A 19,685-nucleotide genomic window follows, 5' to 3' on the forward strand; every position below is an offset into this window, starting at 1 on the left:
CCGTCTATAAACTAAGACGGGCATTCATATAACAAATGCACTATGCCTCGTCTTAGGGAACTGATAATACCCTAAAAATAGACGGAGGTAATTCAAATGAAACAAACAATTTTAGGAGCTATCTGTTTATCACTAGCAGCAAGTATATGGGGCGGTATGTATGTTGTTAGCAAATATGTACTCGACTTTATCCCACCGCTTACACTCGTTTGGTTACGCTTTATTATCGCTTTTGTTGTTTTATATGCAATTTTGAAAATCACTGAGAAAAAACAAAAGAAAAAAGCAACCATTCGTAAAAAAGATTGGCTCCTATTCGCTTGGATTGGATTTATCGGATATTTCATTTCGATCACATGTCAATTCATTGGCACTAAATTATCCGACGCTCATACAGGCTCTTTAGTAACATCAGCTACACCTGCATTTATGGTTATATTTGCAGCGCTCATTTTAAAAGAAAAACTAACTGCCCGTAGACTGTTATCTACTATAATAGCGACTATCGGTGTCATTATCGTAATTGGATGGGATATTGAAATTGGCTCTTATTTTATCGGTACAATCATATTAGTTGGAGCCGCTATCACATGGGCTTTACTATCCATTTATGTAAAAATCGCTTCAGCTCAATTTTCATCTTTAGTTATTACAACGTACGCGATATTCTTTTCACTCTTTTTCATTACACCTTTTATGATATGGGAAATACAATCAACCTCTATCGAAGCAGTAAATACGTACGTAATACTAGGCGTATTATACTTAGGAATCGTCTCAACAGCAGGTGCATTTTTCCTTTGGAATAAAGGATTAGAATTAATGGATGCAAGCATCGGCTCATTATTTTTCTTCTTCCAACCTATCGTTGGATCGTTACTTGGTTGGTTTCTCTTAAATGAAACATTAAATAGTAACTTTTTCATTGGTGGTATTCTTATTATATGTAGCGTTTTAATTACCACTCTTGAAAAAAAATAAAAAACAGGCAGAGATTTTTATTCTCTGCCTGTTCGTATAATTGGGTCTTGATCGTGAAAACCAATGCAAATCGGTATATTACTTTGTATTCCATCATCTTTACGCACTCCAATGCGCGGGACGGGACAACAATTTCGGTAATTTCGTATGTGTATCCCCTTTCGCCGCATTAATTTGAACTTGCGTAAGAAAAATACTATTGGTGAAGTCCGCACCGCGAATATCTGCATCTCGCAAATCTGCTCCGATGAGATCTGCTCCTCGTAAGTCTGCACCATTTAAGTTAGCCGCAATTAAATATGCGCCTCTTAAATTCGCGCCTTGTAAATCTTTCTTTTTCAAATTGGCTCCCATAAGGTCTGCTCCGCGGTGACTAATTCGCTTCTTACGCGCGGCATTCATCTCCTTCCAAACTAGCTCACTCGTTTCTAAAAGTAAAACATTTACTTCTGCACGGTGTAAGGGAATATTTACTTTCATTAACTCGTCCGCATTTAAATTTGAAAGACGCTCCGTCTCTTCCATCGCTCTACTTAGTTCTTTATGAATTGACTGCGTCGCCTTTAAAAGAATAGCCTCATTCAAATACCAAAGCATTTCATGGAGCTGATGCATAACCGGAAAAGCATCATACATTTTCCTTGCATGCTCAGCATCCTTCCGCCAATCAATCCCTTTAAACGTAACTTGAGAAATTTTCTGTCCAGCGCCGAAACATTCAAATACTGTACAACCTTTATAACCATTCCCTCTCAGATTTTTATGTATGCTACATTTAAAATCTGATTGTAAGTTGGAACACGGTTTACCACCATCTTTATTCACTGCAAAATCTACCGATGCTGCGAACGGTAATGCCACACAACATAGACCGAAACATGTTTCGCAGTTCGCTTTTAAATGATCGTTATGAATAGTCAAAATCTATACCCCCTGTTGTCTTTTGACTATTTCATAATATTCCAACTACAATAAATAATCAATTTTAATAGAAACAGGCATTTTTCATCTCAATTCATAACTTTATCAGTCATTTTCCTTTCAATTGAAAAAGACAGCTTCTATTCGATGAATTATAATTAAATTGTAAATATTCGAACTAAAAGGAGAGCTATAATGGCACTAGAAATGAAAACAAACTGTCAAATTTGCGATCAATCACTGGGGCAAGATTCTGAAGCATACATTTGCGTGTATGAATGTACATTTTGTGCACCATGTACAGAAGAAAGACAAAACGTTTGTCCAAACTGCGGCGGCGAGTTAGTACGTAGGCCGAAAAAGAAACAGTAAAAAGCAAAGCGATATCGCTTTGCTTTTTACTATTTTCCGGGTATCTGAAATTATATCAACGATTTTTTTAATATATCGACATTTCGACAAATAACGACATCTCTATACGCATTCAGCTTCAACACAACTTAAACATTTAAAAACTTAACACAAACAGGCTCTGGTACAACAACATCAGATTGGATGAGCGTTAACTTCCCTGTAGATTCATCTCTTGAAAATAGTACAAGATTATGCGACTTTTCATTTGTCGCAACAAGAAACTTTTCAGTAGGATCTAACACGAAGTCCCTCGGCCAATTTCCTTCTGTATATGTATGTTCAACAAATGTAAGCTGACCTGAATGTTGATCTACACTGAATACAGCAATACTGTTATGACCTCGATTAGCTGCATACACAAAGTGGCCGTCAGAAGAAATATGAATCGCACTTCCTTGACTATTTTCATCGAATTGTTCTGGAATGGTAGAAATATACTGCAATTCGGTAAAGGATCCTCCTTCAGGATTATACGTTAACACAATGACTTCTGAACTAAGTTCCGTCATCACATACGCGTACTTTCCATTCGGGTGAAAAGTAATATGTCTTGGACCACTTCCTGGATTCACAGACAAGCTATTCACTTCTATTAATGTACTATCTTTCATTTCATATGTAATTAATTTATCTATTCCTAAATCGACACCCACCACATATTTTTCGTCAGGAGTATATCCCGCGTAATGTGCATGTGGTTTTTCTTGTCTTTCTTTATTCGGACCTGAACCTTCATGTGCCATAATAGATGCAGCAGGACTTACCGTTCCATTTTCTTCATTTACTTCAAAAGACTCAATCGTTCCTTTATGATAATTTGCTGTAACTACCACGTGATTTCCACTATCAACACTAATATGACAAGGAGATGCACCTTCTACTACTTGTCTGTTCTTCTCCTTAAGCTCTCCAGTATGACTATCAATCGAATAAGCAGCTATCCCGCCAGTTTCTCCTTCTTTTACAACAGAATAGAGATATTGATTATTTCGGTTAATGGTTACATATGTAGGGTTATCCAGTTTGGCCGCAAGTGCTACATTACTAATTTTTTTTGTTTCCGTGTCTAAAGTAAAAGTATATATTCCTTCGCTTTTTTCTTTCGTGTACGTTCCAACATATCCAATAAATTTTTTGTTATCAGTCATTTTCATAACTCTCTCCCTATCGTTTTTGTTCATCCTACTTCGTAACTAAAGCTTTAAACTATTTTATATTAAAAAATATCCTAAAAAGTCGGAGTCCCTCTTTATAACTTACCATATTATCCTACTATATACGAAAAAAGACTCTCTCTTATGAGGGATATGTTTTAACAAACTTCACTCTCATAAGGAGGTCCTTTTCATAACTATAGTGTTTTTTTGAAGAATGGCAGCCTCACTTCATTATAACTTAGGCGCTTTTGCCCAATCCGCAGCAAACTTTTCAATACCTTGGTCTGTTAATGGATGCATAGCAAGTTGCTCAATTACTTTATAAGGAATTGTTGCAATGTGAGCACCTGCCATCGCTACACGAGTTACATGATCTGGGTGCCTAACAGAAGCAGCAATAATTTGTGCATCTAATTGATGAATATCGAATAATTCAGCAATTTTAGCAACTAATAGTACGCCATCTTCAGAAATATCATCTAAGCGACCTAAAAATGGAGAAACATACGTTGCACCTGCTCGAGCAGCTAAAAGTGCTTGGTTCACAGTGAAAATAAGTGTAACGTTCGTTTTAACACCTTTTTCAGTAAGGTAGCGGCAAGCTTCTAGCCCTGCTAGCGTCATCGGAAGTTTTATCGTGACGTTTTTATCGCCACCGTTAATTTTAATAAGCTCTTCTGCTTGAGCAATCATTTCTTCAGCTGTAACAGCATCTGGAGTTACTTCTGCCGAAACAGATTCAACTTTAGGTACTGCCTGACAAATTTCTGCAATACGGTCTTCAAACTTAATGCCCTCTTTTGCTACTAAAGAAGGATTCGTTGTAACACCAGCTAAAACTCCTAGTTTATATGCTTTTTTTATGTCCTCAAGATTTGCAGTATCAATAAAAAATTTCATGATCAATTCCCTCCAGTTTTTAAACGTTAACGAGTTATAATTTTAGGGTTTTTATTACTTCTCGACTGCATGTCCGCCGAATTCATTGCGCAGAGCTGCTATTTCATGTTTATGAGCAATTAAATTTTTTCCTAAATTCAATCCCATTTTACCTAAGCCAATTAATCCTACTTTCATAATATAATTCCCACTTAAATTACCCTTTATCATAAATACATATCACTAAAATCATGAATACCTTTTTTTCATATAACTTTTACGTATTAGACAACATTTTCTGTCGTAAATGCATGACCTTAGCTTCAGCTCCTGCACATGTTTCAATAGTAAACTTCACTCTAAATACCTTCATTTAAGAACGTACTTATTTTTTCAATTCCTCATCTAACCACCACTTAAATTCACTTTCTTGTAATAGAGCATTCGCCGAATCTGGACCAAATGATCCCGATTCGTATTCATGAAGAGGCAATATGTCCTCCTCGAATGCTTCAAGTATTGGCTGCACCCATTCCCATGACAACTCGACTTCTTTCCAGTGTGCAAAAAATGTAGAATCTCCACATACAGCATCATAGATGAGTCTTTCATATGCTTCCGGTATTCCCACTCCTGTTTGCTCACAAGTAAAATGAATACGTATCGGTTCAAGCTCTCCATTTTTCAACGGGTTTTTACTATTTAATTGCAGTGAAACATTTTCATTTGGGCTAATTTCAATCATTAACAAATTAGGCTCTGCCTTTGGATTCGTATATTGATATTGTTGTTTTAACGTATTTTTAAATTCAATTACAATACGAGTAGATTTTTCTTTCATTCTTTTGCCTGTTCGTATATAAAATGGAACGCCAGTCCAAAATGGATTATCGATCCATAAGCGAGCAGCAACAAACGTATCTGTTTTAGAAGAAGGATCTACTCCTGGTTCCTCTCTATACGCAACAACTTGCCCGCCTTTTATCTCACCTGAAGCGTATTGACCACGAACGATATGGTTCTGAACGTCTTCTTTTTTCACTCTACGAAGAGTCTCCATTACCTTTCGTTTTTCCTCTCGAATTTCAGAGGCGTTAATCTTTTCCGGAAGGTTCATAGCAGTCATCATTAATATTTGTAACATATGATTTTGAACCATATCACGAATGGCTCCTGCCTGATCATAATATCCGGCCCTTTCTTCAACCCCAACCGTTTCACTAGCTGTTATTTGTACATTCGCTATATGTTCTTTATTCCAAATCGATTGGAGAACTGGATTTGCAAATTCAAGCGCTTCAATGTTTTGAATCATCGGTTTACCTAAATAATGATCAATACGGTATATTTCATCTTCTTCAAACGTTCGACTAAGCTTATCATTAAGCTCACGAGCAGACTTAAGATCGTGCCCAAACGGTTTCTCAATCATTAGGCGTTTCCATCCATCCGTTCTATCAAGTCCGCTTTCCTTAATATTTATAGCAATTGTCTCAAAAAAGTCAGGTGCAACTGAAAGATAGAACATTCTATTCCCTGTTATATTTAGTTCTTCTTCCCTTTCACGAACTACTTGTAATAACCTCTCATAGTCTTCCGGCTTACTCACATCTAATGGGCAATATCGAAAATTTTCTAAAAAACCTTCCATTTCCGGAGTACCTTCTTCCCTAGGACGAGAAAAAGTTTCTATTGAGTCTTTTATTTTCCCTTGAAAATCTTCATGAGATACTTCACGTCTTCCAAGCCCAATAACGGATATTTGCTTTGGAAGTTTTTGATCTATATATAAGTTATATAATGCGGGGTAAATTTTTCTTTTAGCTAAGTCCCCTGTTGCTCCAAATAAAACAAAGGTCATTGATTCCAATTTCAGTCCCCCTCGTGGTGTATAGTCATTGTCAATATGGTAAAAATGAATTGTACAGAAGGCTAATTCACAGTTTTATACAATGCAAAAAGCTATTAGCTTCTATTTTTTTATATTTGTCGCTTTCTAATTGTCCCCAACATTAATAGCGGCAATTCAAAGCATTACTACACCCTACCTACTTATTGAAATTAATATAAAATATCTCGAATTAAAGATTTTCCGCTTTTGTCTGTTTATTAAATGCTGGTAGCCAAATAATAAAAAGGCAAAAACGAACAAGAATATGTTCATTTTTGCCTTTTTATTATTGCTTTAAATGATTTTTAACTGCTCTTATAACCAATTCATGATCTACTTCTGGTGGTAATCCTGAGACTGTTATCATTCCAATAACCCCTACGTTTTTTATTTGGATGGGAAAGGATCCACCAAACGCAGCATATCTCGAGCCATCTAAACGGTATTTTTCATGATATGGGATTCCATTTATTTCACTTTCTATCTGCATATAATACGAGCTATGATTATGCAGAGAAACGACCCGTTTTTTACGCTCAATCCATTTCGTATTTTCCTCAGTTGTCCCTGTCATCTTGAAGTGAAATAGTTGCACACCATTTTTGGTTATATCAACAGCAATCAATTTTCCCTCGCGCTTTGCTGTTTCAATGATATATAAACCTAATTGCAATGCATCTTCATTTGTAAAAGAGGAAAATTGAAGTGTTTCCTCCTCTATTAAAATTTGTTTACTTATTTCACTCAAATTTGAAGTACTCATATCTTTAACCTCCCTAATTACTTTCTACCACATTGGTATTTTTGAAATTATGTGACTCTATAGTGCGACCTTTCCATATAACGAATACCTTAAAGCGTATTCTTATCAGTGCTATTATGAATTATATTTAACGCGTTAAAAATGTATGTCCTTTAAAATGCTATACGTACTAAACATTTCGTACAGCAGTTTTTCACTGATGGTAATACTTTAAAGCTTATTGCTCTAAAGTGTCCTTTAGGCATGCAAAACGTATATGAACAACTATTTGTTTTCGTTTTTTTGATTGCACAAGCAAATGGACAAGAATATGCGAAGAAAAACAATGGCATTGAAAGCTTGTCAGCAAGTAAATATTATGATAGTGACAACATTAAGGACATAAAAAAACCAGTTGATAGAGCAACTGGTTCGCTAAAAGTTTCATATGGGATATTCATTCAACCAAATGAACGCTTGTTCATAATCATCAAAAAATCCCACAGATTCTTTTGTATTGGATTGTTGTAGATAATTCACTATCTCTCCCTCTTCAAGAAGAAAAGCAATTGCCTTACTGTGATTCAAAATCTTTTCATTGAAAAACTTTTCTTTCCATACTTTTTGAACAGAAAAATGATCTGGCGTATATCCTTTTCTATCCACCAACAATTTGTATTTCCGTCCCTCGGAAATGAATTGTTGACAAACCTGCTCGAAGTGATTAAACCATTCATAAACATCCTCTATTTTAATCTTGCCGATAAGACGGGTAACAACTATATCTCCTGAAACTGTTGTGCTGATATTCAGCTTACTCAATTTGGAATCATCCCCCTTATTTACAATTATGCGGAAAAATCTCATAAAATCAATACGGATAAAATTGTTACGCCTTAAAGTAACCTTATTTACGAAAAGAGCTTATGTGAAATTTGACCTTTTGTCGCTAATTTAAAAAGGGACAAACTCTCCAAACGGAGAAGCTTGTCCCAAGATCGTTCTATTTTACATTAGAACTAACTATCGTGAATTAGAATAATGACTTAATACTTGCTAAGACCGTAAGGATACCTATAATAACGACAAATACATTGCTCATTTTCCCTCTGTATTTAGCCAGTACTGGTACTTTACGAATCGCATACATTGGTAATAGACATAAGATGGCAGCAACTAACGGACCGCTAAGAGCATCAATAATTCCAAGAATACTTGGATTTGCATAAGCAACATACCAGCATGTTAATACGACAAAAGTAAGAACCATTGTCTTAACTGTTTTTTCTTCGATATCTTTTCCGCGTGTTTTACCGAATTTAATAATTACGTCACGCATTACCTCATATGCTCCTATATAATGGCCAAGGAACGACTTTGTTATAGCCACAAAAGCAATGATAGGAGCTGCAATTGTGATTACAGGCGAATTAAGCTCATTAGCAAGATATGAAAGGATTGATAAGTTCTGTTCTTTCGCCATTTTTAAATCCTCTGGAGTCAAACTTAGTGTGCTACTCCAAACAAAGAACATAACAACAACGAATGTCATGATATAACAAACTTTTTGTATTTGCGCACATTTCGCATCAGTGGCTTCGATTCCATACGTAGCTCTCTGCTTCACAACAAATGATGAAATCATAGGTGAATGATTAAATGAGAATACGATGATTGGTAGAATCATCAATATCGTTCCAAAATATCCTGTTCCTGTTGAAGCAGTAGAAGCAGCTGAAAAGCTAAGCATTGACGTATTCCACTGTGGAATTAAAGATATTGCAATAAACAGTAGAGAAGCTATGAAAGGATACACTAGCATACTCATTATTTTCACGGTAATATCTTGACCGAAATTTAGTATAGCGATAAGACCAAGCACTAATACAAGTGATAAAATGGCTCTTGGAGGTTCCGGCATGTGCAATTGATGCACGATAAAACTACTTGCAGTATTTGTAAGCGCAACCGAATACATTAATACGATTGTATAAATTGAAACGAAATATACGATGTTAAAAATAATACTTGCTTTATTTCCGAAATACTCTCTAATTGTACCTGTGATCCCCTCATCAGCAGAATTAGAAGCATATATCATTTTAGCAAGCGCCCTATGTGAATAATACATAACTGGGTATGCAAGTAATGTAATCAGTAATAATGATAATAAACCACCTGAACCTGCATTAATCGGTAAAAAGAGTACTCCTGCCCCAATTGCTGTTCCAAAAAGGCTTAATGCCCATGTAGTATCCTGCTTATGCCACTTTTTAGGATCTAGATAGTTCTCATTTTTGATTGCGGTATTTTCTTGAACTTCTATTTTTTTTGCAGTATTCCCGTTCATATAATAAATCCCCCTTATCTCCTATTCTTACGTCTCTCTTTATCGCTAACGAATATTTTCCTTTTGAAAAAATGAATGACTTACAAGTTGCCCCACATGTATGTCCTTCATCAAAACGAATCCAAATTGAAACATTCGTTAGTCGGCCTCATTATATAATTGTTAGCGTTCACAAAATAGTTTACTCATAATACTGACCTTTTATATAAAGACCCGCTAAGAGAACAATATAGAATAGATTTCCTAAATGCGTTACAACGTTTCTACTAACTGTTTATTACCTTAATGGTTTCTCTCTTTTTACTTTTAACAGTAATTTCAGATAAACCGGCCTCTCTTAATTTGTGAGGCATTTGTCTCTCGACTCTGTGCATTACTTTAATAACTTCGTCAGCATAAATGCTATTGCTTACACAAGCCACTAAAGCATTTTAAATACCTTTCGCCTCTAATCACACACCTTTCTTACTAGTAATTGCATTTTTTGTATTTTCTCCAGAGATAATAAATTTTCTCTCGACGCCCTCATTATAACGTGTATATTTATAAAATTAATATTTTTATATTTTCAGAAATATTTAACGACCATAATTTTACATGGATAATGTTTTACAGTTAGTATGTAGCAATTATTTCAAGTGTTTAAAGTTGGATTAGTTAATAAAAAAATACAATAACACATTACCTATCAAGGTTACTCATTATGAAGATATTTATATCCCTCTTTTATTATAAAATCTTTTTTAGACACAAAAGATATTCTAATAAACAATTAATATGACTAAAAAGAAATATATTCAAACGTACACAAACCAAATTTTAGGATATATATTATTGATATTGAATTCATATACACTTTTCAAAAAAATATAATAAGCTGCCCATATGGACAGCTTATTTGCATAATTATGGAGAGTGAACATTATATAAATCATTAAGACAAGTGAGTAATTTGATTATATGTATGTATGTTCCATTGATTTTCTTCGTAATAAATATGACTTATACAGGCATTTCTTAGTACAGTTTTTCCAGAGCCAATTTCCCCTTTTGACAAGTAAGCAAGGATGGCATTTATAACAGCTCCATGTGCTACAACAATTATATTTCTATCTTTATGACATCGTTGAATTTTTTCTAGCCCATTTATTATACGTTGAGTAAAGATTTCTTTCTCTTCTTGGTCTTCATACTTTCGATTAGGATAAAGTTTTGTACGTTCTTCCACAGTTAATCCTGAAGCTTTACCGAAATCTCTTTCCACAAACTCTTTCATTTCGATCTCAATCGATGTTTTAGTATATACATTTATAATCCGTGCTGTTTCTTTTGCCCTTTTTAAAGGACTGCTAATAATAACATCCCATTCTTTTTTACTTAAATGTAGACCGCAATCATTAGCCTGCTTTTTGCCTTTTTCATTTAATGGTATATCTTCTCTTCCTTGCAGTCTCCCCACAGAATTCCAATCCGTTTCACCGTGTCTTACTAAATATATAACGGTCATGTGTAAGACCTCCTAATTTTCCTAATTAATCTATTTTATCATCTATACATTTATCGAAGGTATAGATTTTCAACTTACATATCTTTGTTATCGACAATTAATTAGATACGTCTTATAAAATAGAAAACTATGGAAGACAAAGTAATTGGAAGACTAAATTTAATAAAATCCATTATAGAGTAAGATACATATCCTCCTAATAACCCGATACCCATTAAATATGCATAAGAAAAACCTAATACTATAAACAGCGGAATTCCAATATTTAATTTGTAACTTCTTTTTACTTTCCTATAAAAGAATTCTCCTAATAGACTACCTATAAGTACAGGTATACTGCCGTACATAATGTAAAGCAGAGCCATCGACCAGGGAGAACCCCATCCTTCCATCCCTTCTGGGTCATTTATTATAAATTGCAAGCTAGATGTAAATATAGAAAAAAACAGGAGACATACTAAATAACTAACTATAAATTTTTTCATCTCTCCCTCCTTCATACAATTCATACTACTGTCTTGATTGTACGACAATTACCATAAATAAAGAAATATACATATCTTATTCATGTAAAGTTAACATATCACCTCATTATAAACAGTTGGATATCATCAGTAATCATTCTATACCGAGGGAATTATCTCATTTTTTGATATAAAAAAGATGCAAGATTTTATACATTTGGGTGTTCTCGTTTGTTACTAGATCTGTATAAAATCCTGCATGCTCTTAACTTAAACTTATAAATCATATTATTACGCTTCTTCCCGATTCCCTAATGTAATGGGCCTTTTAAAATTAAAGAATTGATTGTATTACAGCTAAAGATTCTGAAAGAAATTATATTTATTATAAACTTTTTAAAATCCCCCACTAACTAGCTCTTTTATCGAGTTTAATTTTGAAGAAAGCTCGATAAACCACTCTTCATCTCCTGTTAATAATGCGAGGTCTATAAGATAAAGGATTTGCTCCTTATTGATTGCTTTTGATTCAGGGAGTTTCGTAACGTGTTTACTAAGAAGTAAAATTGCTTCATTTTTTGTGTACTTGTTGTCACGTTTCACAATAATAACTGTAACTACACCTTCTACGTCATCAAGTGATGCAATGTAACCAAGTATGAATTCACCTTCATTTGATATTCCACGAACCCAATCTCCAACTTTTAAAACATGGTTATTATTTGACATCATACTTTCCACCTTCTTACAATTTATTTTTTCGTGACGATAAACAAAATATAAAAACTAAACTGTATTATTTTTCATTACATTTAAATGTTAAGAGCTCACGGCTATATAACAATTCAGCCACTTAACGTTCTGGATTGATAAGATCAACAACTTCTTTCATTGTATAATTCTTTAAATATTCACCTAGATGTTCTTCAGCACCTAAGAAAATAGTGAAAAGAACTTTTCTCATATTCGAACCTACAATACACTGACCATTTGATTCAGGACACTTAGGCTGCAAAGCACCTTCTGAAGTTATTTGATAAATATGCCAAAGATTAACTTCACTTAAATTGCGAGCAAAAATAAATCCTCCGCCAGTCCCCTCTTTTGATTGTATAAACTTATGTTTTTTCAACAAACTTAGCACTTTGCGAATACGTACTGGATGAACACCCGCACTCTCTGAAATAGCAGTACTTGTTGACATCCGGTCTGATTGTAAAGCTAAATAAGTTAAACTGTGAATGGCCAAGGTAAAGTCGCTGTTCATTGTTTTCCTCCTACGATAAAAAAATATGATTTCTCGCTACTTCACATACTGTAGCCATAAATATTACAGATAGGTTAGTCGAACGTTAAAATATATATAAATAATTCTTGCTATAAAAATAAATCCCTTTATATTCTATCCGAACTCCCCTATATCTCATCACTTCATTTAGCTTTTTAAGTTAAAAATACATTTAAACACTCCACTGTTTCTTAACTTGTTCTTCTGCCAACTGTTTAATTTTTGTCCAGATCGTATCTTTACTCACAATAACATTTGTTTGATAATTTCTATTGTTATAATTGACTGTAACTAATACTTCAATCATCTCCTGTTTCCTCCTTTCAAAAAAATTCCCCTTAAAAAATATTACTTATTAATTAGCCATTTTTTGCAATTCAATATTCAAAACTGTTCGAACGCTACGCGGTAAAAATTTACGAATTTCTTCCTCATTAAAACCAATTTGTAATCTTTTTTCGTCCAACATAATTGGGCGACGCAACATTTGAGGATGCTCAATTATTAATTTATAAAATTCATTAAGCGAAAGCGCCTCGATATTTATATTTAGCTCTTGAAAAGTTTTAGATCTAGTTGAAATAATTTCAGTAGCCCCCTCTTCAGTTAAACGAAGAATGGATTTAAGTTCATCGACTGTAAGAGAATTGGATACGATATTTTTTTCGGTATAATCAATTTGATGCTCTTCAAGCCATGCTTTTGCTTTTCGGCATGAACTACAGCTTGCTGTCGTATATAGAATCACCATATTTTACACACTCCTTTACTGTTTTTTATCAAATGCACAATTCATTTACATATGTGTTATTGAAATGTATTAAAAAAAGTTACAGTTTAGAATCAAATACACGTAATGTTATTTATTCGAGAATATTTAAGTTATCTTAGACTATTCGTTTCTTTTAAAAATGCTACTTCTATAAAATTATCGGCACTTCATTTTCCAAACGATGACAATTCACTTCCAAAAATCATACTGTAAATTTAAACTTTACAGTTCTATTAATCAACCGGTAAATGCTGGATGGATTCCCTCGTGGACATAAATAAACAGCTTGAGACAATTACTTGCCAAAGCTACATGGAACAAAAAAGCAAAGCGCCCACGCTTTGCTTTTTACAGAATCCCTTTTAACTTTTCACCCATTAGCCCCGCTAAATACTCATAACCCACTTGCCCAAAGTGTAATCCATCCTTCTCTTCATCTTCTACAAACCTCTTATAATCCTTTTCTTGAATCATTTCAGCATACAAATTTAGAAAATGACTTCCTGTTTCTTTCGCCACTTCCTCTACCACGTCTGCATACTGACCGAGCACTTTATTCGTTCTATTATGCTGCCTTTCTTCATCAACTGGTGCAGGACTAATAATCAATACTTTATGTGATGAAATCTGGTTCACAATTTTCTCTAAGTTTTCTTTATAAATTTGTAATGGTACTTGAGCAAAAGAAACGGCATCGTTCGTACCAAGAAAAACTATTACAAATTCCGGTTCATATGACAATACATCCTCTTCAATCCTATTTAGCGCATCGAATGTATTATCACCTGGAACACCTGCATTCACTACTTTCCATTTCGGAAACATCTCTTGCAAACGCGGTGTTAACCTCGGCGTTCCATCAAAAAACGTTTCATCAGCTGTAATACTATCTCCAAAACATACTAACGTTTTCATGAAGCTAACTCTCCTTTTACGTATGAAACAACTTTCCTTCTACCGCCTTCATATATCTTTCAGCAGACCGTTCCACTGCCTCATTTGCATTTTCTTTTACTACCCGATGAAAAGCGTTGTATAAACGATTAAACTGTAACGGCTTCACTCGATTCGCCATTTCCTCCACTTTTCTCGCTGGTAATGGAATTAAGTTCGGATAGCTGTACATAAAGCTTACCCACTGCTCATCCGCTACAACTTGAATAATATCACCAGTTAATAAAATTCCTTTTCCATCATTTCCTTCTTCCCAATGTAACACAGATCCCCCTTTAAAATGTCCTCCTAAACGATGAATAACTAAGCCATCGGCCAATTGTAAACTCTCCCCAGACCAATAAATTATGCGACTACTCGGGCGCATCACCCACTCTTTATCGTCTTCATGTATATAAATTGGTACATCAAACGTTTCTGCCCACTCTACTTGCGTTGAATAATAATGAGGATGAGATAGTGCAATCGCATCTAACCCGCCCCCCTCTTTTATCTTCTCAATTGTCATTTCATCTAAATAAGTAATACAGTCCCATAATAAACGATATGACTCTGTTTTCACTACAAATGCCGTTTGACCGATCGCAAACCCTGGTTTTGTCGTAATACTATAAAGCCCGTTTTCCTCTTCGATTATTTCATTTTTGTATGTATCACTCGTTTGTAAGCTTTCTAGTGTCGTCCAAGATTGTCCTTTTGGATTAACATATTGCCTTTCTTCATCACAAATATGACAACTCACCGGTTCTTCTACACTCGCCGCATACTGTACGCCACACGTTGTACAAACGTAATTTTTCATAATCATTTCCCCTATCCCTATATTTTTATTAAGCTGATTTTTGTTGATAATGATCTGCTTTTTTATTTTCAATTAATAAACTTATAAAAGTAAGTAAATAAACAGCTGTAACCGATAATGGAATTACAGTAAATCCTTTTTCCGCAAAAAGAATCCCGCAAACTGACGTTACGAATACAGTCCCTACTGACAATAAACCATAACTTTTACTTTCATAAATCCATACGTACGGGATAAAATGAACACCTATTAACATTGCTACTACAAAAGGTAACCATTCTGGAAATTGAAAATAGGCAAGTAATACAAGCGGAATATTTAATACATTTATCCCACCAATTAATCCTGCTAAAATCCCTAACGGATTTCCTTTCGCAAACATGTCAATTTTCAATATAGCAGCTATCATTAAGCCGAAAGGAAACACACATCCCATACCGATTAAATATACCCACACCACTTGTTTTTCTGGAAGAACAAAGCCCGTTATACTCATAACTATCCAAAATAAAACGCCAGCTAATATAATTGGTAAGCCTCTCTTCGTTTTTATTGCTAAATCCTTTTTCGCTTCTGCAACATTCATCTCACTATCCCCCCCAAAGTCGGCTCAATTTCGGCCATCCAATAACGCCAAGCTACTAAATAATCTTCTAAATCTTTCGGATGGTGTCTTACACATGTATCTATACGCAAATATAATCCTATGACTATTTCTTCATGTAAATTACGGTCTTTTTTATGAAATACACACTGTTTCATCGCATAATTAATTGTTTCTTTTGTCAAATCTTCCGGGGTTGAACAGAACGCATAAATTAAATCGTATATAGGATCTCCCAGGACTGGTAACGGGTCAATTACACCATATAGCTTATTCTCCCTGAATATAAAGTTATGAAATCCAAAATCACCATGCAATAAAAATGGCTGATTTATTCCAGTTCCCCTATTCGGACTATTTGCTAGTTTAAGAACCGTTTCATACTCTTCATCACTTATATACCGTCTTACATTTCCATAAGCCTCCATCACATTTTTCGTTAAAAATTCATTCCAACATTGAACCGGACTTTCTTTCCACCCCCACCCCTCTGCCCCTGGAACAATTTTGTACTTATTGATAACTTCTTTTACAAGTGTACGTAGTGCACTTCGTTTATGTCCTCGTTCGCAAGACGTACTCCCTTCAAGGAAAGAATACACAATATATGTATGTAAAGGGTCCTTATACAAAAGCTTTGAAAACAAAGTATTCCCCTCATAAAATGAGAAAAAATTAGCTTCTTCACGCATCACTTCCGATTCATTCAGCTTTACTACATATTTTTCGTCCAACAAATATACTGTACTTGTCGTTCCTCCATTCAACGCTTTTATACTATTTGGATAATGTGAAATAACTTTCTCATTAACTAGTTGTTCAGCTATTATTGAAATTTCCATTTCTCCACTCCTAATTCCGAATATTCCTTCAATTCAAAAGACAACTTTACTATTTGATAAAAATAAGGAGAATCCTCTCGGGACATCTTAATGTAACAAAAAACAATATTATTTTATTGCAGCGGCTTCCTTCAATATTTCTTCATAGAATTCATTCCATTTATGATAATGCGACGCAATTTCTTCTACGTTAACAAACATCCTGTTATCAGATTCATACTCCCCATCAAACTCATGTATTTCATTAATCTCCATCCGGTAGAATGGCTGATATCCCACTTTCGGATACGGACTATTTTCATTCCAATTAGGATTATCACTATGATCAACGATAATATATCCAAATAAAGCACATTCTCCTTTTACATACCCTTCTTCCCATGCTTCTCTTTTAAAACATTCTTCTGGTAGTTCTCCTTCTTCTATATGCCCACCAGGAAAGTCCCAACCACGCTGTTCATGGTTTATTAGTAAAACCTTATTTTTATGAAAACAAAAACCGTGAACACTCGTGATCCTTTCGTATTCTGGCAATATACAATCTTTTTTCCATGTTAACTTCACTTTTGATTCCCCATAATTTGCGTATATAGTTACCATTTCCCTCACTCCAAATGATCTTCATTTAATCTAGTAATTTCTATTGATTTATCTATTCCCTTTAACTTACGAGCCAAGCTCTCCACACCAAACACCTCTGTAAACGTATGACTACCTACAATTAAGTTAATGCCTTTAAATTTCGCATATTGCACCGTATATAATGTTTTTTCTCCTGTTATGTACGTATCACAACCTTTTTCTAACGCTCGCTCAATCAAATTTGTATTGTTTCCTGCACCAGTTAAAATCGCAATTCGTTTTACTGGTTTATCATGATTCCTCCAGCTCTTCACTTTCTCTTCCATTCTTTCTTCCAGTTTTCCAACTAAGTTTGAAAAGGGAATCGCTTCTTCAAACTCACCTATTCCAGGTAATTCCTCTTCCTCATACGTAGAGTATTCTAAAATTGTATCTATCCCAATTTCATGAAATAGCGACGTACACGTTCCAAATTCCACAAAATCTAACGGCAAATGAATCCAAAAATGATTCATTTCGTATTGTTTTAATTTCTCAATACAAGCCTCTTCCATACCAAATAAAAAACTCCAAGGTGCATGATGTGTAACGATCATATCGACTCCATTTCGATACGCTTCTTCAATCGTTTCTAACGTTACATTTGTTGTGTAACCTATTTTGTGAAATTCTTCTTTACTAATATGAGTAAAACCATATTCGTCATCACCGTATTTATGAAGATGCTCTTCAAAAAGTGATGTAATATGTTCTTTAAACTGCGTTATATTCATTTTTATTTCTCCCTTCTTCCACTTTTATATTTCAAAAATAAGGAAATACTAATAACGACGTTACATACATATAGGAGGACAATATGAAGCCTGAATTTTTAAAAGCTATACATAATGCGATCGGAAACGTCGAACACATTCATATAGAAGAAAGTGGTTCCGACAGCTTACTTATTCATCATGATGATGCACAGCAACTAAAACAAGTTGCAGAAACGTTAGAACATAACAATTTCCGCTCTACAATTCGAACAACTGGAGATGCTTCTTATATTGAAGTGTTGAATAGATAACGTAAAGCCCTGGCTATATGCCAGGCTTTCTTCATTCGTTACTTTTAAGATCCAAATGTACTTTAAATGACTATAAAATCGTACATTACCACTTCAACTCCCCTACACCCGGTTCAATAAACTTTCCTGAAACATCCTCATTCGAATCTATAACCCACTTATATATATTTTGAGCTCCTTGAGCCGGAGTCATATCCGCATCAAAAGCTCCAATTTCAGTCTTTAATTTTCCTGGATGAATTGCAGTTACACGAATTCCTTTATTTTCAAACTCTTGTTGTAAACAGAGTGTTAACATATTTTGTGCAGCCTTAGCAATTCGATATGAATACGAAAACTGACCTTGTGAAAATTCTTTGGTCGCCATTTTATGTAATGAACCTAATCGAGAGGACATATTGATAATTCTCGGATGATTCGACCTAGTTAAAGCCATATATGTACCTTTTATAGCTCGAATTACACCTAAGCAATGAATATTAAATAGTTCCGTTAACTCTTCTGAATTTGTCCGTAAAATCTCGGTTTCCTTTCCAGGTATCCCAGCGTTATTTATAACTAGATCAATATGCTCCGTATATTTCTCAAGCTGCTCCTTAATACGTTCAGTACTATCATCGGCTGATAAATCTGCTAATATAGGAAAACATCTAGAAGTACACATCTGTTTTAATTGTTCTATCGCTTCCTCACTTCTAACTAGCGGATAAACGATATGTCCATTTTCATGAAATACCTTTACTAACTGTAACCCTAATCCTCGATTTCCACCTGTAATAAGTACCCTCATATATCTAGCTCCTTGTTTTTATAATAAATAAGAAAATCTGCCCACTTACCATTCTCCTGAGAAAATGCTTCTCTCTTACATTCAAATGAAAAACCTGCTCTTTCTGCAAGACGAACGGATGGCTCATTATCAACATGTATATGTAATTCGATTCTATGAAATTGAAGACTATAAAAAAATAACGGCAGCGCAGCTACTACACTTTCTACTCCGTATCCATTTTTCCAATATTGATTATGAATTGAATATCCCATCATCGCCCATTGATAATCCATACGTAAAATTTTTATAAGTTCTAGCTTTCCAATATTGGCACCATTTTCTTTCTGAAAAATACCTAGAACGTACATTTCATCCCGCCGTGCCGCCTCATCAAATCCTCTTATCCATTCCGTGAACCATTCTTTTTTTGAAGACGACATATCATGATAGCCATCATCGTATTTATATTGAGATGGTAACCTCTTATTGAATCCATCTAACCAACTTTCATAATCCTCTTTTTGAAATGGACGAATAATAAGTCTCTCTGTCTCTACTTGTAATAGTGGCAGCTTCATTTATATCTCTTCCTTTGATTATTAATTGAATATTCTTTATTATCTTACACAAAATACAAAATCTAGTAAATTATTATGTTTATAAATAAAAATCCAGTTATGCTTTTTATACATAACTG

At 34.4% G+C, this 19,685-nt stretch carries 25 protein-coding genes; 3 read left to right on the forward strand and 22 right to left on the reverse strand.

Annotated features, from left to right (window positions below; translation table 11 throughout):
- Positions 1–96 precede the first annotated feature (96 nt).
- Positions 97–981: a DMT family transporter gene (locus COC96_RS15045; protein WP_098769005.1), complete on the forward strand. Its 885-nt coding sequence runs from the start codon at positions 97–99 to the stop codon at positions 979–981.
- Positions 982–1,080: 99 nt separating this feature from the next.
- On the opposite strand, the gene COC96_RS15050 is transcribed toward COC96_RS15045, so the two are convergent.
- Complete coding sequence (locus COC96_RS15050) at positions 1,081–1,902, reverse strand: pentapeptide repeat-containing protein (protein ID WP_098267498.1); 822 nt, start codon at positions 1,900–1,902, stop codon at positions 1,081–1,083.
- A gap of 195 nt (positions 1,903–2,097) precedes the next feature.
- Here COC96_RS15050 and COC96_RS15055 point away from each other — a divergent pair, with 195 nt between their 5' ends.
- Entirely contained in the window at positions 2,098–2,274 is a 177-nt protein-coding gene (locus tag COC96_RS15055; RefSeq protein ID WP_016087002.1) for a DUF1272 domain-containing protein, read from the forward strand.
- 128 nt (positions 2,275–2,402) lie between these two features.
- On the opposite strand, the gene COC96_RS15060 is transcribed toward COC96_RS15055, so the two are convergent.
- From COC96_RS15060 to COC96_RS15150, 19 genes are all read right to left on the reverse strand, one after another.
- Complete coding sequence (locus COC96_RS15060) at positions 2,403–3,470, reverse strand: lactonase family protein (RefSeq protein ID WP_098769006.1); 1,068 nt, start codon at positions 3,468–3,470, stop codon at positions 2,403–2,405.
- Between the two features lie 234 nt (positions 3,471–3,704).
- A complete protein-coding gene (gene fsa / locus COC96_RS15065; protein WP_088229757.1) occupies positions 3,705–4,373 on the reverse strand; it encodes a fructose-6-phosphate aldolase in 669 nt (222 codons plus the stop codon).
- Positions 4,374–4,427: 54 nt separating this feature from the next.
- Entirely contained in the window at positions 4,428–4,583 is a 156-nt protein-coding gene (locus tag COC96_RS28370; protein WP_306475336.1) for an NAD(P)-binding domain-containing protein, read from the reverse strand.
- A gap of 154 nt (positions 4,584–4,737) precedes the next feature.
- Positions 4,738–6,222, reverse strand: a complete 1,485-nt coding sequence (zwf, locus tag COC96_RS15075; RefSeq protein WP_098267496.1) for a glucose-6-phosphate dehydrogenase — start codon at positions 6,220–6,222, stop codon at positions 4,738–4,740.
- 307 nt (positions 6,223–6,529) lie between these two features.
- Positions 6,530–7,006 (reverse strand): heme-degrading domain-containing protein, encoded by a 477-nt coding sequence (locus COC96_RS15080; protein WP_098267495.1) that lies wholly within the window; start codon positions 7,004–7,006, stop codon positions 6,530–6,532.
- Positions 7,007–7,429: 423 nt separating this feature from the next.
- Positions 7,430–7,852: an STAS/SEC14 domain-containing protein gene (locus COC96_RS15085; RefSeq protein WP_098267494.1), complete on the reverse strand. Its 423-nt coding sequence runs from the start codon at positions 7,850–7,852 to the stop codon at positions 7,430–7,432.
- A 166-nt stretch (positions 7,853–8,018) separates the two neighbouring features.
- Positions 8,019–9,335: an aromatic amino acid transport family protein gene (locus COC96_RS15090; RefSeq protein WP_098769007.1), complete on the reverse strand. Its 1,317-nt coding sequence runs from the start codon at positions 9,333–9,335 to the stop codon at positions 8,019–8,021.
- Positions 9,336–10,269: 934 nt separating this feature from the next.
- Positions 10,270–10,842, reverse strand: a complete 573-nt coding sequence (locus COC96_RS15095; RefSeq protein ID WP_098769008.1) for a histidine phosphatase family protein — start codon at positions 10,840–10,842, stop codon at positions 10,270–10,272.
- A 101-nt stretch (positions 10,843–10,943) separates the two neighbouring features.
- Positions 10,944–11,327, reverse strand: a complete 384-nt coding sequence (locus COC96_RS15100) for a hypothetical protein (RefSeq protein WP_088229762.1) — start codon at positions 11,325–11,327, stop codon at positions 10,944–10,946.
- Between the two features lie 375 nt (positions 11,328–11,702).
- A complete protein-coding gene (locus COC96_RS15105; protein ID WP_088229763.1) occupies positions 11,703–12,038 on the reverse strand; it encodes an IDEAL domain-containing protein in 336 nt (111 codons plus the stop codon).
- Positions 12,039–12,159: 121 nt separating this feature from the next.
- The gene (gene saiR / locus COC96_RS15110; RefSeq protein WP_088229764.1) at positions 12,160–12,573 is read right to left on the reverse strand and encodes an Rrf2-family transcriptional regulator SaiR; all 414 of its coding nucleotides are present in this window, start codon (positions 12,571–12,573) and stop codon (positions 12,160–12,162) included.
- 193 nt (positions 12,574–12,766) lie between these two features.
- A complete protein-coding gene (locus COC96_RS15115; RefSeq protein ID WP_088229765.1) occupies positions 12,767–12,901 on the reverse strand; it encodes a BA3454 family stress response protein in 135 nt (44 codons plus the stop codon).
- 48 nt (positions 12,902–12,949) lie between these two features.
- The gene (gene spxA, locus COC96_RS15120; protein ID WP_098769009.1) at positions 12,950–13,345 is read right to left on the reverse strand and encodes a transcriptional regulator SpxA; all 396 of its coding nucleotides are present in this window, start codon (positions 13,343–13,345) and stop codon (positions 12,950–12,952) included.
- Between the two features lie 369 nt (positions 13,346–13,714).
- Positions 13,715–14,281 (reverse strand): SGNH/GDSL hydrolase family protein, encoded by a 567-nt coding sequence (locus COC96_RS15125; RefSeq protein ID WP_098253165.1) that lies wholly within the window; start codon positions 14,279–14,281, stop codon positions 13,715–13,717.
- 16 nt (positions 14,282–14,297) lie between these two features.
- A complete protein-coding gene (locus COC96_RS15130) occupies positions 14,298–15,122 on the reverse strand; it encodes an MBL fold metallo-hydrolase (protein ID WP_088229768.1) in 825 nt (274 codons plus the stop codon).
- A gap of 28 nt (positions 15,123–15,150) precedes the next feature.
- Positions 15,151–15,708 (reverse strand): DUF7010 family protein, encoded by a 558-nt coding sequence (locus COC96_RS15135; protein WP_088229769.1) that lies wholly within the window; start codon positions 15,706–15,708, stop codon positions 15,151–15,153.
- Positions 15,705–16,568, reverse strand: a complete 864-nt coding sequence (locus COC96_RS15140) for an aminoglycoside phosphotransferase (protein WP_098769010.1) — start codon at positions 16,566–16,568, stop codon at positions 15,705–15,707. Before COC96_RS15140 ends, COC96_RS15135 begins: the two co-directional genes overlap by 4 nt.
- Before the next feature lie 108 nt (positions 16,569–16,676).
- Positions 16,677–17,168 carry an NUDIX hydrolase gene (locus tag COC96_RS15145; RefSeq protein WP_098356791.1) on the reverse strand — a complete coding sequence of 164 codons (492 nt, stop codon included), beginning with the start codon at positions 17,166–17,168 and terminating at the stop codon, positions 16,677–16,679.
- A 5-nt stretch (positions 17,169–17,173) separates the two neighbouring features.
- On the reverse strand, positions 17,174–17,923 hold the full coding sequence (locus COC96_RS15150) for a Nif3-like dinuclear metal center hexameric protein (RefSeq protein ID WP_098769011.1): 750 nt from the start codon (positions 17,921–17,923) through the stop codon (positions 17,174–17,176).
- Positions 17,924–18,006: 83 nt separating this feature from the next.
- Between COC96_RS15150 and COC96_RS15155 the strand changes: the two genes are divergently transcribed.
- On the forward strand, positions 18,007–18,216 hold the full coding sequence (locus COC96_RS15155; RefSeq protein ID WP_097903309.1) for a hypothetical protein: 210 nt from the start codon (positions 18,007–18,009) through the stop codon (positions 18,214–18,216).
- An 85-nt stretch (positions 18,217–18,301) separates the two neighbouring features.
- Here COC96_RS15155 and COC96_RS15160 read toward each other — a convergent pair whose 3' ends face one another.
- Together COC96_RS15160 and COC96_RS15165 are read right to left on the reverse strand one after the other, a co-directional pair.
- On the reverse strand, positions 18,302–19,006 hold the full coding sequence (locus tag COC96_RS15160) for an SDR family NAD(P)-dependent oxidoreductase (RefSeq protein ID WP_098267488.1): 705 nt from the start codon (positions 19,004–19,006) through the stop codon (positions 18,302–18,304).
- Complete coding sequence (locus tag COC96_RS15165) at positions 19,003–19,566, reverse strand: GNAT family N-acetyltransferase (protein ID WP_098267487.1); 564 nt, start codon at positions 19,564–19,566, stop codon at positions 19,003–19,005. The genes COC96_RS15160 and COC96_RS15165 overlap by 4 nt, the downstream gene beginning before the upstream one ends.
- Between the last annotated feature and the right edge of the window lie 119 nt (positions 19,567–19,685).

This window comes from Bacillus cereus, assembly GCF_002577405.1.
In the GTDB taxonomy this organism is placed as follows: Bacteria; Bacillota; Bacilli; order Bacillales; family Bacillaceae_G; genus Bacillus_A; species Bacillus_A cereus_AU.